14 protein-coding genes are annotated in these 16306 nt (G+C 58.9%); 2 read left to right on the top strand and 12 right to left on the bottom strand.

Annotation, left to right across the window (positions count from 1 at the left end; translation table 11 throughout):
* Positions 1 to 26: 26 nt before the first annotated feature.
* The 4 genes from RUM8411_RS14935 to RUM8411_RS14920 form a co-directional block, all read right to left on the bottom strand.
* Positions 27 to 1211 (bottom strand): amino acid aminotransferase, encoded by a 1185-nt coding sequence (locus RUM8411_RS14935; RefSeq protein WP_085823520.1) that lies wholly within the window; start codon positions 1209 to 1211, stop codon positions 27 to 29.
* Complete coding sequence (gene sseA / locus RUM8411_RS14930; protein ID WP_085823519.1) at positions 1211 to 2065, bottom strand: 3-mercaptopyruvate sulfurtransferase; 855 nt, start codon at positions 2063 to 2065, stop codon at positions 1211 to 1213. The genes RUM8411_RS14935 and sseA overlap by 1 nt, the downstream gene beginning before the upstream one ends.
* A gap of 80 nt (positions 2066 to 2145) precedes the next feature.
* Entirely contained in the window at positions 2146 to 2415 is a 270-nt protein-coding gene (locus tag RUM8411_RS14925) for a CBU_0592 family membrane protein (protein WP_085823518.1), read from the bottom strand.
* A 21-nt stretch (positions 2416 to 2436) separates the two neighbouring features.
* The gene (locus RUM8411_RS14920) at positions 2437 to 3006 is read right to left on the bottom strand and encodes a helix-turn-helix domain-containing protein (RefSeq protein ID WP_085823517.1); all 570 of its coding nucleotides are present in this window, start codon (positions 3004 to 3006) and stop codon (positions 2437 to 2439) included.
* A 107-nt stretch (positions 3007 to 3113) separates the two neighbouring features.
* Here RUM8411_RS14920 and ilvD point away from each other — a divergent pair, with 107 nt between their 5' ends.
* Positions 3114 to 4946 (top strand): dihydroxy-acid dehydratase, encoded by a 1833-nt coding sequence (ilvD, locus tag RUM8411_RS14915; RefSeq protein ID WP_085823516.1) that lies wholly within the window; start codon positions 3114 to 3116, stop codon positions 4944 to 4946.
* 159 nt (positions 4947 to 5105) lie between these two features.
* On the opposite strand, the gene RUM8411_RS14910 is transcribed toward ilvD, so the two are convergent.
* Positions 5106 to 5924 carry a sulfotransferase family protein gene (locus tag RUM8411_RS14910; protein ID WP_085823515.1) on the bottom strand — a complete coding sequence of 273 codons (819 nt, stop codon included), beginning with the start codon at positions 5922 to 5924 and terminating at the stop codon, positions 5106 to 5108.
* A 141-nt stretch (positions 5925 to 6065) separates the two neighbouring features.
* On the opposite strand from RUM8411_RS14910, the gene RUM8411_RS14905 reads away from it, so the two are divergent.
* Positions 6066 to 7643, top strand: a complete 1578-nt coding sequence (locus RUM8411_RS14905) for a DUF5928 domain-containing protein (protein ID WP_085823514.1) — start codon at positions 6066 to 6068, stop codon at positions 7641 to 7643.
* 33 nt (positions 7644 to 7676) lie between these two features.
* On the opposite strand, the gene amaB is transcribed toward RUM8411_RS14905, so the two are convergent.
* The 7 genes from amaB to RUM8411_RS14870 all read right to left on the bottom strand — a co-directional run bounded on the left by amaB (position 7677) and on the right by RUM8411_RS14870 (position 16291).
* The gene (amaB, locus tag RUM8411_RS14900; RefSeq protein WP_085823513.1) at positions 7677 to 9188 is read right to left on the bottom strand and encodes an L-piperidine-6-carboxylate dehydrogenase; all 1512 of its coding nucleotides are present in this window, start codon (positions 9186 to 9188) and stop codon (positions 7677 to 7679) included.
* A 3-nt stretch (positions 9189 to 9191) separates the two neighbouring features.
* The gene (locus tag RUM8411_RS14895) at positions 9192 to 10298 is read right to left on the bottom strand and encodes a saccharopine dehydrogenase family protein (RefSeq protein ID WP_085823512.1); all 1107 of its coding nucleotides are present in this window, start codon (positions 10296 to 10298) and stop codon (positions 9192 to 9194) included.
* 108 nt (positions 10299 to 10406) lie between these two features.
* Entirely contained in the window at positions 10407 to 10676 is a 270-nt protein-coding gene (locus RUM8411_RS14890; protein WP_085823511.1) for a hypothetical protein, read from the bottom strand.
* A 336-nt stretch (positions 10677 to 11012) separates the two neighbouring features.
* Complete coding sequence (locus tag RUM8411_RS14885; protein ID WP_085823510.1) at positions 11013 to 12722, bottom strand: ABC transporter ATP-binding protein; 1710 nt, start codon at positions 12720 to 12722, stop codon at positions 11013 to 11015.
* Positions 12723 to 12726: 4 nt separating this feature from the next.
* Entirely contained in the window at positions 12727 to 13677 is a 951-nt protein-coding gene (locus tag RUM8411_RS14880) for an ABC transporter permease (protein ID WP_085823509.1), read from the bottom strand.
* The gene (locus RUM8411_RS14875) at positions 13674 to 14651 is read right to left on the bottom strand and encodes an ABC transporter permease (RefSeq protein ID WP_085823508.1); all 978 of its coding nucleotides are present in this window, start codon (positions 14649 to 14651) and stop codon (positions 13674 to 13676) included. Before RUM8411_RS14875 ends, RUM8411_RS14880 begins: the two co-directional genes overlap by 4 nt.
* A 74-nt stretch (positions 14652 to 14725) precedes the next feature.
* A complete protein-coding gene (locus tag RUM8411_RS14870) occupies positions 14726 to 16291 on the bottom strand; it encodes an ABC transporter substrate-binding protein (protein WP_085823507.1) in 1566 nt (521 codons plus the stop codon).
* Positions 16292 to 16306: the final 15 nt, after the last annotated feature.

Raw genomic sequence — 16306 nt, 5'->3', positions numbered from 1 at the left:
GCCCGGGTTTCTTTTTTTCCGCAGATTTAAACTCCGACGTCGACAATCGCCTTGGCCAGAATCGGAACCGTGTTGGCATTCAGCCCGGCAATGTTCAGACGGCTGTCGCCGACCATATAGATGCCGTGATCAGCGCGCAGTTGTTCTACCAGTTCCGGGGCTGCGCCAAGGCGCGAGAACATGCCGCGATGTTGCGCGACAAACCCGAACCGGTCCGAGCCGCTGTGGCGTTGGAGCTCATCAGCCAGCTGTTGCCGCAAGCCCAGCATCGACAGGCGGATCTCCTCCAGCTCAGCCTCCCAGTCGGCCCGCAGGGTGGGGTCGGTCAGAATCGTAGTCACCACGCGTGCGCCGTGATCGGGCGGGAAGGAATAGTTCTGGCGGTTCAAAAACGCCAATGTGCTCTGATTCAGGGCAGTCTGCGCCGCATCATCACTGATCGCCATCAGTAGACCGGTGCGTTCGCGGTAAACGCCGAAATTCTTGGAACAGGACGCCGCGATCAGACAGCGTTTGACCGATGAGGCCACCAAACGGGTCGCCTGCGCATCCTCTTCCAGACCATCGCCAAAGCCCTGATAGGCAATGTCGATCATCGCCACCAGGCCAAGTTCGTTGATGATGTTCACGACCTCTTGCCACTGCACCAGGTTCAGGTTGGCACCTGTTGGGTTGTGGCAACAGCCATGCAACAGCACAACGTCGCCCGCTTTGGCGGTTTTCAGATCGGCGATCATGCCCTCGAAATCAACGCCGCGGGTTTCGCCGTCGAAGTACCGATACTGGACCGTCTCCATCCCCAGATAGTTCAGGATCGACAGGTGGTTCGGCCAAGTCGGGTTCGACACAAACACACGCGCCGAGGGGTTGGCCATGCGGATCATCTCAAACGCCTGACGGCAGGCTCCGGTGCCGCCGGGGGTTGCCACGGCGGCGATGTTGCCGCGCGGAATGGATGTGCCAAGGATCAGGTCGATCATCGCATCCGCATAGGCCGGATCACCGGCCAGACCGGTATAGGCCTTGCTCTGCTGCTCTTCCAAAATGCGCTTTTCGGCTGCTTTCACCGCGCGCATGACCGGGGTGATCCCGTCGGCATTCTTGTAGACACCCACACCCAGATCGATCTTCTGATCGCGGGGATCTTCACGGTACGCTTGCATCAGCGCCAGAATCTTGTCGGCGGGTTGCGGTTTCAGGTTTTCGAACATCAGTTCTCTCCGGTAGCGACGGGCAGGGTTGGGAAGGCACCCCATTCAGCCCAGGAGCCGTCATATAGCGAATGATCTTTCTTGCCCATGCGCTCCAGCGCCAGGCTGAGGATCGCTGCAGTCACGCCCGACCCACACGAGGTGATCGCCGGTTTCGACAGATCGACACCTGCGGCCTCGAAAATGGCGCGGCACTCCTCGGGCGATTTCATCGTGTGGTTTTTGTTCAGCAATGTGCCAAAGGGCACATTGCTGGATCCGGGGATGCGGCCCGAACGCAGGCCTTCGCGCGGCTCGGGGTCTGTCCCTACGAACCGGCCCGCCGCGCGCGCGTCGATGATTTCGTGATCGCCCAGTTTGGCAGCCGCGGAAACCTGGGTGACATCGCGGACAAGGTGGTTCTGAACCCGCACGGTCATGTGCCGATCACGGATCACGGGGGGCAGATCCTCGACCTCGCGCCCCTCAGACTGCCATTTCGGAAATCCACCATCCAACACGGCGATGTTGTCCTGTCCCATCAGGCGGAACATCCACCAGACCCGCGCGGCCGAGGACAAGCCCGACCCGTCATAGACCACAACCTGATGGCCATCGCCCACGCCCATCGCCCGCAGGCGCGACATGAATTTCTCGACCGGAGGTGCCATATGCGGCAGGTCCGACCGGTGATCGGCAATGTCATCGATATCAAAGAACCGCGCACCGGGGATATGACCTGCGTCATATTCAGCCTTGGCGTCGCGCCCGTGCTGTGGCAAGTACCACGACCCATCCAGAACCCGCAGGTCCGGATCCTTGAGATGGGCGGCAAGCCATTCAGTGGAAACGAGGGTTTTCGGATCGTCCTTCATCAAAGCCTCCCCTAAGCGCGCTTGGGTTTTCCCTATACGTGGCTGGGTACAGGTTCAAGACTGGATGGGGTCTTGGACGCCTAACCTGCGCGCCTAAGCCGGAAAAACTGAACGATACCGAGCAGACTGATCAGAATCCAGAAGGACTCGATCAGCATCGAGGCCAGATTGAAGCTTTCAAGCAGGGAATAGACGATCAGGATCGACCCGCCGAGGTTCAGAATCGGAAAGGCCAGATCATCCGAATTCATCATCCGCATCTGGGTGGCGAAATAGGCCGCCACAACGATCAGGGCTCCGAACGAGCCAACCGCATCCGCCAGGGTCAGACTGTCAATAAAAGCCGCCATGGCGTGCCCCTTTTTGTTACGTCACACTTTGCCAATCGCGGCCAGCGTGTCGGTCTGCGCGTAATGATGCATGTTCAGAAATGCCGCGCCTTGATCCCCTGCCCGGTAGCCATGTGGCAAATCCGCAGCAAATCGCAGCCCCTGCCCGGCTTGCAACGGCACCCAGGCCCCGTCACGCAGAATGTCCAGAGTCCCGTTCAGAACAAAGACCTCTTCGGTCACACCGGCCGCATGGGCGGCAGATTCATGGCTTTGGCTGGGCGCAAGGTCGACATGGAAGGTTTCAGCACGCAGGGCGGGGTCAAAGGGAAAGACAATCTTGACCTCAATGCTGCCGGGAAAGGTCACCGTGCGAAACACATCCGGCGTGGCCGCGTCGCGCAGTGCCCCTGACCCGATCAATGCACTCAGCGGCAACTCAAATCCCTTGGCGATCTTCCATAGCGTCGCAATGGTCGGGCTGGATTCGCCCCGTTCGATCTGGCCCAGCATGGCCTTGCTGACGCCGGTCATCTCAGCCACTTTGGACAGGCTGAGACCCGAGGCCGCCCGCACATCGCGTAGTTTCAGCGTTATGTCGTCCGGTGCCATGGTCCCACCTTGCGAATCCTCTTGTGCGTTATAGCGCACATGTGATACGTGCGCTATAACGCACAAACCCGAAGATATGCAACCCGAGGCAAAAGGGAAACAGCATCATGCCATTGTACCGATCCAGAACCTCAACCCATGGCCGCAACATGGCCGGTGCCCGCGGCCTGTGGCGTGCCACCGGTATGGGTGACGACGATTTCGGCAAGCCGATCATCGCCATCGTCAACTCGTTCACCCAGTTCGTGCCGGGCCACGTGCACCTGAAGGATCTGGGCCAGATGGTCGCCCGCGAGGTCGAGGCCGCAGGCGGTGTCGCCAAAGAGTTCAACACCATCGCGGTGGATGACGGCATTGCCATGGGCCATGACGGGATGCTGTATTCCCTGCCCTCGCGCGAGGTGATCGCGGACAGCGTCGAATACATGGTCAACGCGCACTGTGCTGATGCGATGGTTTGCATCTCGAACTGCGACAAGATCACGCCGGGCATGCTGATGGCCGCGATGCGCCTGAACATTCCGGCCATCTTTGTCTCGGGCGGGCCGATGGAGGCGGGCAAGATCGACATCGCCGATCTGGATGCCAAAAAGATCGACCTGGTTGATGCCATGGTTGCCGCCGCTGACGACAAGTTCACCGATGAGCAGGTCCAGCATATCGAAGAAAACGCCTGCCCGACATGTGGCTCGTGTTCAGGCATGTTCACTGCCAATTCGATGAACTGTCTGGCCGAGGCGCTGGGTTTGGCACTGCCGGGCAACGGCTCAACCCTGGCCACGCATTCAGATCGGAAAGAGCTGTTTCTTGAAGCCGGTCGCCGGATCGTCGAGATTACCAAACGCCACTACGACCTGAACGAAAAAGGTTTTCTGCCACGAGAGATCGCCACGTTTGAAGCGTTTGAGAACGCGATGAGCCTGGATATCGCCATGGGCGGGTCCACCAATACGGTACTGCACCTGCTGGCCATCGCCCACGAGGGTGAGGTTGATTTCACCATGACCGATATGGACCGCCTCAGCCGGAAAGTGCCTTGCCTGTGCAAGGTCGCGCCCAATACCGAGAATGTTCACATGGAAGACGTACACCGTGCTGGTGGCATCTTCTCGATCCTGGGTGAACTCAGCCGCGCGGGGCTGTTTCACAATGAATGCAGCACCGTACATTCCGGGACGATTGGCGAGGCGATTGCGAACTGGGACATCAAGGTCGCGAACAATCCCAAGGCGCAAGACCTGTTCAAAGCAGCGCCCGGCGGCGTGCGGACAACGCAGGCATTCAGCCAGTCGAACCGGTACAAAGACTTGGACACCGACCGCGAAGGAGGCGTGATCCGATCCAAGGAACACGCGTTCAGTCAGGATGGTGGTCTGGCCGTGCTGTTTGGCAATATCGCCCGCGACGGCTGTATCGTGAAGACCGCAGGCGTCGATGCCAACAGCCTGACCTTCACCGGATCAGCCTATGTCTGCGAAAGCCAGGATCAGGCCGTCAATGACATCCTGACGGGCAAGGTCACAGCGGGGGATGTTGTTGTCATCCGCTATGAGGGTCCGCGCGGCGGACCGGGGATGCAGGAAATGCTGTACCCGACGTCTTACCTGAAATCCAAAGGCCTGGGAAAAGCCTGCGCTTTGCTGACGGACGGACGGTTCTCAGGTGGAACCTCCGGCCTGTCGATCGGCCACGTCTCACCCGAAGCAGCCGAAGGCGGTGTGATCGGGTTGGTGCGTCAGGGTGACCGGATCGAAATCGACATCCCGAACCGCTCGATCCATCTGGCCGTATCTGACGAAGAATTGGCGGCACGCCGCGCAGAGCAAGACGAAAAAGGCTGGGTACCCGCTGCACCGCGCAAGCGCAAAGTGTCTACTGCGCTCAAGGCCTATGCCAAGCTGACAACCAGCGCCGCAAAAGGGGCAGTACGCGAGGTCTGATCATACCCAGCCCCTCCCGCCCCCGAAACGCACCATCTGCTGCGCAGATGCCACGTTCGGTCTTGGGCCCGGCGCCGCGCAAAGCGCGGCGCCGGGCCCAACCATAGGAGATGTCTCGTTTGAGACAGCGAGGATGGGCGGGAGTGGCTGTTGTGTGTCTTAGTCGCCGAGCTTGGCCTGGACCTCGTCCAGATCGATCTCGCCAATTGGCATCTTGTTCCCCGGATTCTCGAAATCGTATTTAAACAGCTCAAAATCCTGTTTGTAGATTTCGTACACAAGATGCATCGACAGATCGTCGAAATAATCCTCGACCGGATGGGCGCGTTTGGGGCCATGACCTTCGGATTCGTTGAACCGTGGAATCTCGGTCAGGTTGACCGCGTGCTGCGTTTGAAGGCTGTCCAGAACGCCCTGCATCCCGTCATTGAATTTCTCGGTCCAGAAAATCCGATCATACCGGCCACCGTTGACAATGAAGGTCGACACATGGCCTGACATCGCCGACCAGTGAATGTCGGGATCCATCGGCCTGCGCCAACGGATCGTATCGCGCGCAAACAACAAAAACCGCCGAAAGCTGGCAATCTGGTCGAATTCGCCCCTGCCATCGTCCCCGCCCACATCAATCCCATAATTATAGATCAGTGTTGGTACCAGATTGCCGCGATAGCGTTTGCCGTTGCGCTGAATGCCGCAAATCTTGTCGAAGAACGAACTGAGGATCCGCGTGTACGGGTTGCGTACGCAGGTAAACGTAAAAGAGGCATGATCACGGACATTGTTCGAGATTTTGCCCTGACTGCCGTCAAAGGCCCATTTGTGCATCCCGTCCTTGGCGTCGTGAATGTCACCCTCGAAGAACTGTCCATGGTCCGAATAATACATGATCTGCCCGATGGTCGAGCAGGCACATTTCGGCACAACACGGTACACCATGCTTTCACTTTCGGTCATCCATGTGCCGGGAAAACCCATCTGCTGTGCCTCCTTACCGGTCGGTACTTAATAAACACGCCTGCTTTTGTACCCAAAGAACCAAAAATATTCTGTTTATTCAATCGCTCATCCTCAGTATCACGGATGGAAACGAGCTAAAACAAACCTTACAGGGGCATTATGGCAAGGATTGCCTATATTCTGTTATGTCACAAAGACCCCGACGCCATCATTGCTCAGGCCGAGCAACTGACTGCCGCCGGGGACTGCATGGCCATTCACTTTGATGCACGCGCTGATGCGAAGGCCTATGACCGCATGCGCCACGCATTGAAGGACAACCCCAACGTCACTTTTGCAGCCAAGCGCATCAAGTGCGGTTGGGGAGAGTGGTCTTTGGTGCAGGCCACCCTGAACGCCGTGCAAGCGGCCGTTGACGCGTTTCCGCGCGCGACGCATTTCTACATGCTGTCGGGCGATTGCATGGCGATCAAGACCGCCGAATATGCTCATTGGTTTCTGGACGAAAACGACAAGGATTTTGTCGAAAGTCACGATTTTTTCGCCAGCAACTGGATCAAGACCGGCATGAAGAAAGACCGGCTGATCTATCGTCATTTCTTCAATGAACGCACCCAAAGCAAACTGTTCTACACCGCGTTCGAAATGCAGAAGCGTTTTGGCCTGACACGTGACATACCGGCCGATCTTCAGATCATGATCGGCAGTCAATGGTGGTGTCTGCGCCGCCGTACGGTCGAAATGATCCTGGATTTCCTGCAACAACGCCCGGATGTGGTGCGGTTCTTTTCTACCACATGGATTCCGGACGAGACGTTCTTTCAAACCCTCGTCCGGCACCTGATCCCAAAGCAAGAGATTGAAAATCGGACGCCCACATTCCTGATGTTCTCGGATTACGGGATGCCGGTTTCGTTTTACAACGACCACTACGACCTACTGCTGGGTCAGGATTACCTGTTTGCCCGCAAGATCAGCCCCGAGGCGCATGAGTTGAAGGAGCGGCTTGGCAAGCTTTATGCCAGCGAAGGGGTCGCGTTCAAAATCTCGGATGAGGGACGCAACCTGTTTGGATTCCTGACCGGGCGCGGCCGGGTTGGTCGCCGTTTCGGCCAGCGCTTCTGGGAGGCCGGGAATACGCTGGGCCCGGAACGTGAGGTCTATCTGATCGTCTGCAAGAAATGGCACGTCGCCAAACGGCTGGTGGATCAGATCGTTTCTGAGACGGATATTCCGTGTGTCGAATACCTGTTCAACGAAGAGGAAACGGCTCTGCCCGATTTGGGCGGGATCGAGACGACCTTGCTGAAACGGTCCCGGCACAGGCGCGCGGTGGTGCGGATGCTGTTTGACAGCTTTGACACCGACAAGTTGGTAATCTGCGTCGATCCTTCTGATCTGGAGGTCATTCAGGATTTCTGCGCCGATCAGGCCAAAACCCATATTCTTGAGATCGAGTGTGACTATTCAGACGACTACCTTATCGGACATGCCCGGCGGGTTGGGCTGGCCGGGGCACACAACCCGGCTGAGGCCTTAGCCCATCTGATCCCAACATTACGCAATTCGATGGCCTATGAATCCGAACTAATCCGGGGCGCCGGGTTTGACGGGTATCTGCGCATCCGCGAATCCAGCCCGCGCATCGAAAACGAAGCGGCCGTGGCCGAGTTTCTGGGCATCTCACAAGACCAGGCGCAGGCAATAATGCGACTGGAGTATCTGTTTGCGGATTGACCCGGCGACCTGGTGCGCCGCCGGGCCGATCGGTCAGATATCGAACTTAACGCCCTGCGCCAGCGGCAACTCAGCGGAATAGTTCACTGTATTGGTCTGACGGCGCATATAGGCTTTCCACGCATCCGATCCGCTTTCACGCCCGCCACCGGTTTCCTTTTCGCCGCCAAAGGCGCCCCCGATTTCGGCCCCCGAAGGGCCGATATTCACATTGGCGATGCCGCAATCCGATCCGGCTGCGGTCAGGAATTGTTCCGCCTCGCGCATATTCAGGGTGAACACGCAGGATGATAGGCCCTGAGGCACGTCGTTCTGCAACTCAAGCGCGTCGTCGAAGGTGTCATAGCCCATGACATACAGGATCGGAGCAAAGGTCTCGGTCTTTACCGTGGCAGTCTGACCGGGCATTTCCACAATGGCGGGCTGCATGTAGACACCGGCGGGCACGCCCTCGGTCACCCGGTCACCACCGGACACGGTGCCGCCTTCGGCCTTTGCGGCCTCCAGCGCTGCGGTCATTGCTGTGCCCGAGGCCTCATCCACCAGCGGGCCGATCAGCGTACCCTCGGTCAGCGGGTTACCGATGGGCAGACCAGCATATGCTTTTTTCAGACGGCTAACCAACTCTGACCGGATCGAGTTGTGCACTATCAGGCGACGCAGCGTGGTACAGCGCTGACCGGCGGTACCGACGGCGGAAAAGACGATGGCGCGCACGGCCATTTCCAGATCAGCCGAGGGGCCAACGATCATCGCATTGTTGCCGCCCAGCTCAAGAATGCATTTGCCGAAACGCTGGGCCACAATAGGGGCCACAGCGCGGCCCATGCGGGTTGATCCGGTGGCCGAGATCACCGGCACGTCCTCGCTGGCCACCAGCGCCCCGCCCAGCGCGGCACCGCCGATCAGGGTCTGCAACAGATTGTTAGGCGCGTCCCCGAACCGGGCCAGCGCGCGTTCAAAAATCTTCTGGCAAGCCATCGCGGTCAGGGGCGATTTCTCGGACGGTTTCCAGATCACCGGATCACCGCAGACCAGCGCAATCGCCGCGTTCCACGACCAGACAGCGACCGGAAAGTTAAAGGCCGAGATCACGCCGACCGGACCAGCCGGGTGCCAGGTTTCCATCATCCGATGGCCGGGACGTTCGGACGCAATGGTCAGACCATATAGCTGGCGTGACAGTCCGACGGCGAAATCGCAGATGTCGATCATCTCCTGCACTTCACCCAAACCTTCGGAAGTGATTTTGCCGGCCTCCCAACTGACCAGCGCGCCCAGATCGTCCTTGGCGGCGCGCAGTTCCTCGCCCAATAGGCGGATCAACTCACCCCGACGCGGGGCGGGCACAACGCGCCAGGCTTTGAATGCCGCTTTGGACCGGGCAAAGACGGCGTCCATCTCAGATACCGGTGTTTCATGCACCTCGGCCAGCAGGCTGCCATCGATGGGCGAATGCACGGCCAGTGTCCCGCCGGTCAGTTCGGACGATGTCAGGTCAAGATTTGCAAGTGTGGTTTGTGCAGTCATCACGATGTCTTTCATATCTCAGGCCGCCTTGTTCTGTTCGGTTACGTCGCCAGCGCGATAGAGCCGGCCAAATTCGGTATTCAGGAAATCCGCAAGCGCCACCTGTTCCTGCCGGACAAACCCTGTGCTGGGCAGACCACCGGTTCGCATCAGATCGACCACACCCAGAACGCCAGCGGCGGTGGTGACCTGAATGGCGCTCCAGACCTGACCGTTGAGTGTGCGGGCGAAGGATTTGTTGATCAGGGATTTCTCGCGCAACGCGCCGTCGATCCTGCCCTTGGCGGTGCAATAGACCAGAACCACATCCTGATCCGTGCGCGGCAAGGCGGTTTCAAAGATGTCCTTTAGCAAATCACGGCGATGTTCCAGCCCCAGATCCTTGAGCAGCAGTTTCAGGATATCGCAATGACCCGGATACCGGATCGAGCGGTAGGACACTGCCTGCGCTTTGCCCTCCAGCGTTTCGGGCAGCGTTCCCAAGCCACCGGAGGTGTTGAAACACTCATACTCGACCCCGTCATGGCCCAGTACCTCGTAATCCTCCAGCGGCGCGGTCTTTACACGCTGGCCGTTCACGATGGCATCACAGGGGTTGCAGTATTCGTTGATCAGCCCATCAGTCGACCAGGTCAGGTTGTACTTCAACGCGTTGGTCGGATAGAGCGGCAACGCGCCGACCCGCATATGCAGGCTGTCGAGCTCATCAAACTCGGCCGCCAGCGACGCGCCGGCGATACCAACAAACCCAGGCGCCAGACCGCATTGCGGCATAAAGGCGGTTTTACTGTCTGCTGCCAGTTCGCGCACGGCGTTTGTGGCCGCAACGTCTTCGGTCAGGTCAAAGTAATGCGCGCCAGCGATTTTGGCGGCCCTGGCGATGTTCGGTGTCAGAAAGAACGGAGCCGCCGAAATGACCGCGTCAAAGCCAGCCATCCCTTGTGCCATTTCATGGTCGTCACTCACGTCGATCTGGCGGGTCGCAATCCCTTGCCTGTTCAACACCGACAAAGCCTGCAAATCCCGGTCGGCAACCGTGACCGAATAGTTCGACGATGCATGCAACAGGCTGGCGATCATCTGACCGATCTTGCCTGCGCCAATGACACAAATGTTCCAGCTCAAAACAGGTCTCCTCTTTCTTTTCAGAAAGTATGAGGCCGCGCCTGTTCGAACCGCAGGGGCAATCTTGACGAAATCACCAATATTTCCGTCATGTTGACGAAATAGTTGTCAAATAGTCAGATCAAGTGATCTGCACCATGCGTCGGCCACCGCCTCGGACCTGGGTGCGGCGCTGGTGACCTGCATCTGATCCTGCGCTTGTTTCGCCGTGGCAACCACCGCCCGCATAACCGTCGCATCCATCCGACCGATACAACCGATGCGAAAACTCTCAACGTTCGTCAGCTTGCCCGGATAGATGATAAACCCCTGATCCTTCATCACATCGTAGAACTGGCCGAAGTTGAAATTCGGGTCTGCCGGGCAGAAGCACGTCACAATGATGGGTGACAGCCATTCATTCGATAGCAGGGTTTCAAACCCAGTGCCCGCATCCCGAAAACCATGACTTCGCGGTTCTCAGTATGCGGGCTCCGCGCCCGGCGGCGCAACCACACAGGTCGGAGGGGTTAAGCGCCACTGGCCGGTTTTCTGCATCGCGTCCCACTGCGCATGCAGATCCAGGCTCACCTTCGATGAATTTGTTGACCGATGACACCAGCGCCTCAACCGCGAAATTGCCCGAGCCCTGTCAGAAACCTGTGATCAAGGCCGGACCGCAGGCCGCACAGCGCAGGCAATGTCATGTTGCCCCGCCCGGCATGAACCAATGGATCAAGTCTCGGCGGTTAGGCCTTCGGTCGACAGATCATCCAGCTTGGGCATCAGGCGCAGCAACTCACTTGCGTAATCCGTTTGCGGATTGGCAAACAGGTCGTTGGTGGCCTGAAGTTCGACCACTTTGCCCTGCTTCATCACCGCCACCCGGTCGCACATCTGGCGCACCACCGGCAGGTCGTGGCTGATGAACAAAAGGGTCAGGCCCAGATGTTCCTGCAAATCCTTCAGGATGTTCAGAATCTGCGCCTGAATGGACACGTCCAGTGCGCTGGTCGGTTCGTCGCAGATCAGGAACCGCGGCTGCGTGGCCAGGGCGCGAGCGATTGAGATCCGCTGCCGCTGCCCGCCTGAAAACTCATGCGGGTACTTTGTTCCGGCAACGTGGCCCAGCCCGACCTGATCCAGCAACTCATCAACGCGGCGCTTGATATCAGCCCCGTCCATCAGCCGGTGATGGCGGATCGGTTCGGCCACAATATCGTCCACCCGCATCCGGGGGTTGAGCGAGGAAAACGGGTCCTGAAAGATCATCTGAATGTTCTTGCGATACGCATCCAGCGCGGCGCGGTTGGTCAGATCGCTGACCACCTGACCTTCAAACGTGATGGTGCCACCATCCACCGGATACAGCCCCGCAATCATCCGCGCGATGGTGGATTTCCCCGAGCCGGATTCGCCCACGACGCCAAAAACTTCGCCTGCCCGAATATCAAAGCTGACTTCGTCCACGGCGGTGAAATAGGTCCGGTCCCAGGGCAACAATCCGCGACGTTGCAGGAATTTCTTGGTCAAGTTGCGGATCTCAAACACCGGTTTTGAAGTGTCATTGTCCACCTTGGGCCAGTGGCGCGCCATGTCTTCGATGGCAAAGCGGGTCTCGCGCCCGCCATAGCTGATCTGCGGAAAGCGGTGCAGTTTCAGCGTCGGACGGGGCACGGCGGCGATCAGCGATTTGGTGTATTCGTGGCTGGGCTGACCCATCACCTGCGCGGTCGGGCCGGTTTCGACCACCTTGCCGGCATACATCACCGTTACCTTGTCGGTGGTATCCGCAATCACACCCATGTCGTGGGTGATCAGGATGACCCCAACCTGCCGTTCCTGCGCCAGTTCCTTGATCAGGTCCAGAATCTGCGCCTGAACAGAGACATCCAGCGCCGTGGTCGGCTCATCCGCGATGATCACATCGGGTTCGGTACACAGCGCCAGCGCAATCACCACACGCTGCCGCATCCCGCCCGAGAACTGGTGCGGGTATTGATCCAGCCGGGTATCCGGGTCGGGAATACCAACCCGGTCAATCAGGTCACGAGCCCGTTGGTTCGCCTCGGCTTCAGAGCCGCCCAGATGGGCCTGAATGGTCTCGGTCAGTTGCTCGCGTACCGTGAACAATGGGTTCAGAGAGGTCAGCGGGTCCTGAAAGATCATCGAAATCTTCTTGCCCCGCAGTCCGCGCATCGCCTCGGCGTCCAACCCGCTGATCTGGTCTCCGCTCAGCCGGATCATGCCACTGGCTATGCGCCCGGGCCGGTCCAGCAGACCCATGATCGCGGCGCCGATGGTCGACTTGCCAGCACCGGATTCGCCCACCAGACCGTGGATTTCACCGGGTTCAACCGACAGGTCGACATGATCCACGGCCGTAAACAACTGGCGGCGCGTGGGAAATTCGACTGTCAGGTCGTTGATTGTCAGAAGGCTCATGAGATCACCGCAGCTTGGGGTTCAGCGCATCGCGCAGCCAGTCGCCCAGCAGGTTAACAGACAGGGCCAGCGCCAAAAGCGTGCAGGACGGGAAGAACAGAATCCACCATTCCCCCGAGAACAAAAACCCCTGCCCGATCCGGATCAGCGTACCCAGAGACGGCTGGGTTGGCGGCGCCCCGACGCCCAGAAAACTAAGCGTCGCCTCGGCAATAATGGCCAGCGCCAGCGAGATCGTTGCGATCACCAGAACCGGGCTGAGCACATTGGGCAGGATGTGACGGAACATGATCGGGATCGACCCGCGCCCGATCAGGCGCGCGGCTTGCACGTATTCCTTGTTCTTTTCCACCAGTGCCGCGCCGCGCACGACGCGTGCAAACTGCACCCAGTCCGACAGGGCAATGGCGATGATCAGCACATAGATCGCCATCTCATTGCGGTATTCGGGCGGGGTTACGCCTTTGGCGATACCAAAGATCAGCATGGCGACCAGAATGGCGGGAAAGGTCAACTGCACATCGGCGATCCGCATGATCAGGGTCTCGACCCAACCGCCGAAATAGGCTGCAACCAGCCCCAGGATCACACCGATGATCATCGCCAAAAGCACCGCCGAGGCGCCAACAAACAGCGAAATACGCATCCCATACAGGATGGTCGAAAACACATCGCGCCCCTGATCGTCGGTGCCCAGCAAGAAGCTCTCTTGTGTGAAGGCATTTGGCGTACCCGGGGGCGTAAACCCGTTCATCAGGTTCAGGGTTGCCGGATCAAACGGGTTATGCGGTGCAATCAGCGGTGCAAAGATCGCCGCCAGTACCAAAAGCACAACAACGGCCGAGGCCACAATAGCCACCGGCGAATGGCGGAACGACCACGCAAAATCGCTGTCCCAGAATTTGGCAAAGCGTGATTGCTCGGGGGTCTTGGGGGATTCGATGGTGTCGGTCATGTGGCCCTCGCGTCGACGCGCAGGCGCGGGTCAATGGCATAATAAAGAAGATCGACGATCAGATTGATCGACACGAACATGACCGAGATCAGCATCAGATACGCAGCCATGACGGGGATATCGACAAACTGGATCGCGTTGATGAACAGCAGGCCAACGCCCGGCCACTGGAACACCGTCTCAGTGATGATGGCAAAGGCGATGATCGAGCCCAGCTGCAGACCGGTAATAGTGATCACCGGAACCAATGTGTTCTTCAGCGCATGGCGAAAGTTGATCACCCGGTCCGACAGCCCACGGGCGCGGGCAAAACGCACGTAATCAGCCCGCATGACCTCAAGCATTTCCGACCGAACCAGTCGCATGATCAGCGTCATCTGATACAGGCCCAGCGTAATCGCCGGAAGGATCAGCGCCTTCAGCCCCGAGGTTGTCAGGAACCCCGTGGACCAACTGCCAATCATAACGGTCTCGCCCCTCCCAAAGCTGGGGAGAACGCCAAGCTCAATCGAGAAGACGTAAATCAGCAATATTCCGATCAGGAAGGTCGGCAGGGACACTCCAAGCAGGGACACGGTCATGATGACATTCGCAGCCACCCCTTGTCGTCGAATCGCCGTAAAGACGCCCAGCGCAATGCCCATGGTGATGGCCAGAAAGCCCGAGACAAAAGCCAGCTCAAGCGTGGCGGGAGCCCGCTCGATCAGGATCGTCGAGACCGGACGCCCCTGTCGGTACGAGACGCCAAAGTCGCCCTGCACAGCGCCCTTAAGGAACTTGAAATACTGCACCGGGAATGGCTGATCCAGGCCAAGTTCCGTCCGCAGGCGGTCGATATCGGCCTGCGTCCGTTCCTGCCCCAGCATGTTGTCGATCGGATCACCGACAAAGCGGAACATCGAAAAGGCAACCAAACCCACGACCAAAAGCACGATCACGGATTGGAACATCCTTCGGACAATATAAGCGAACATTCGTTTTCCTCGTTGATCGGCCTCTCTAGGCCGCGCGTGATCAGATGGTCAAGGTATCGCTAACACTCTGGCCTTTAGTTCACAGTCACCCAGCGCAGCAAAAAGAAGTTATCCGGGCGCTGCGTCAGATCAACCGTGCTGCGCGTACCCCAGACCAAAGGCTGCACATACATCGGGACATAGACCTGTTCGTCCTGAATGATCTGCGCGACCTCATCCAGCATGGCTTGCCGGTTACCCGCATCCAGTTCCGACTGGATCACCGGCAGCAATTCATCCACCCGCGCATTCGAGAAGCCACCGAAATTCCAGCTGCCCAGCTTTTTCTCTTCGTTTGGCGTGGCGACCAGGAAGCGTACGGGATGTTCGGCATCAAAAGTGCCGGGGCTCCAGCCCAGCAGGTACATGTCGTACTTGTCTTCGCGCAGCTCGGGCCAGTAGTTGCGCACGGGCATCGCGTCCAGCTCTGCCGTGATCCCGATCTGCGCCAGCATGCTGACAACCGCCTGACAGACCGCTTCGTCATTCAGATAGCGGTCATTGGGGCATTTCAGCCCGAAGGAAAACCCATCCGCATGCCCGGCCTCGGCCAACAGCGCCTTGGCGGCTTCGACGTCAAAAGCGGGGCGGTCTGCATTGGCCTGAGAATAGCCGCTCATCGCTGGGCTGACCAGTTGCGAGGCAGCCTCGGCATTGCCGCGCATGATGGTGGCCAGAATAGCGTCTACATTGACCGCCTGCGCCACGGCTTTGCGCACGCGCGGGTCACGGAACGGGTTCGGCTTACCCGCATCGTCGGTGTATTTCAAAACCTCGGCCTGATGATCGAACCCCAGCATGATCACGCGGGCTTCGATGCCTTGAATGACCTCGACATCACCGCTTTGCTGCAGGCGCGCCACATCCTGAATGGGCACCGGGTTGATCATATCGACATCGCCCGACAACAGCGCCGCCACGGCGGTGGCTGGGTTCTGGATCGGAGTGAACTCGGCGCTGGTGATGTTGTGCTCGGCCTGATCCCACCAGCCCTCAAAAGGTTCCAGCACCGTGCGCAAACCTGGCTCGCGGGCGGTGACCTTAAAGGCACCGGTACCATTGGCGTTCAGCGTCGCATAGTTCCCGGTTTCCTTGTCCGGCACCACGGCATCATTGGCCTCGGTCCAGCCCTGATCCATGATCATCCAGTTGGCGATCGAGGACGGGAACAACGGGTTCGGGGCGGTGGTCATGAAATCGACAGTGTAGTCGTCGACCACGGTCACCTCGCTGATGGGTGCAAACCAGCTACGGGTATCCGCCGCCTCGCCCGAGGCGCGCTGATAGCTGAACAACACGTCCTGCGCATCAAAGCCGCTGCCGTCGTGGAACGTCACACCCTCGCGCAGCTTGAACCGCCAGCCTTCGCCGTCACCAATCGTCTCCCAGCTGACAGCCAGCGCGGGTTCAACACTCATGTCTTTGTCGCGGCGCACCAGACCTTCGTAGACGTTGTTCAAGAACCCCAGAACAGGGGCCGAGTTGACGGCGTGCGGGTCCATCGTTTGCGGGTCGGTGGTCGAGGCCCATTTGAATTCAGCGGCCTGGGCACTGGTGGCGGCCAGCACGGCCAGAGCAATGGCACTGTTCCTGAGAATCATGGCGAAATCTCCCTG

The sequence above is a fragment of the Ruegeria meonggei genome, from assembly GCF_900172215.1.
In the GTDB taxonomy this organism is placed as follows: domain Bacteria; phylum Pseudomonadota; class Alphaproteobacteria; order Rhodobacterales; family Rhodobacteraceae; genus Ruegeria; species Ruegeria meonggei.
This window is presented reverse-complemented; position numbering and strand designations above follow the sequence as displayed.

Coding starts and splice junctions, on each gene's coding strand:
- RUM8411_RS14935 (WP_085823520.1), bottom strand. CDS start 1,211: ATGTTCGAAAACCTGAAACCGCAACCCGCCGACAAGATTCTGGCGCTG.
- sseA (WP_085823519.1), bottom strand. CDS start 2,065: ATGAAGGACGATCCGAAAACCCTCGTTTCCACTGAATGGCTTGCCGCC.
- RUM8411_RS14925 (WP_085823518.1), bottom strand. CDS start 2,415: ATGGCGGCTTTTATTGACAGTCTGACCCTGGCGGATGCGGTTGGCTCG.
- RUM8411_RS14920 (WP_085823517.1), bottom strand. CDS start 3,006: ATGGCACCGGACGACATAACGCTGAAACTACGCGATGTGCGGGCGGCC.
- ilvD (WP_085823516.1), top strand. CDS start 3,114: ATGCCATTGTACCGATCCAGAACCTCAACCCATGGCCGCAACATGGCC.
- RUM8411_RS14910 (WP_085823515.1), bottom strand. CDS start 5,924: ATGGGTTTTCCCGGCACATGGATGACCGAAAGTGAAAGCATGGTGTAC.
- RUM8411_RS14905 (WP_085823514.1), top strand. CDS start 6,066: ATGGCAAGGATTGCCTATATTCTGTTATGTCACAAAGACCCCGACGCC.
- amaB (WP_085823513.1), bottom strand. CDS start 9,188: ATGAAAGACATCGTGATGACTGCACAAACCACACTTGCAAATCTTGAC.
- RUM8411_RS14885 (WP_085823510.1), bottom strand. CDS start 12,722: ATGAGCCTTCTGACAATCAACGACCTGACAGTCGAATTTCCCACGCGC.
- RUM8411_RS14880 (WP_085823509.1), bottom strand. CDS start 13,677: ATGACCGACACCATCGAATCCCCCAAGACCCCCGAGCAATCACGCTTT.
- RUM8411_RS14875 (WP_085823508.1), bottom strand. CDS start 14,651: ATGTTCGCTTATATTGTCCGAAGGATGTTCCAATCCGTGATCGTGCTT.
- RUM8411_RS14870 (WP_085823507.1), bottom strand. CDS start 16,291: ATGATTCTCAGGAACAGTGCCATTGCTCTGGCCGTGCTGGCCGCCACC.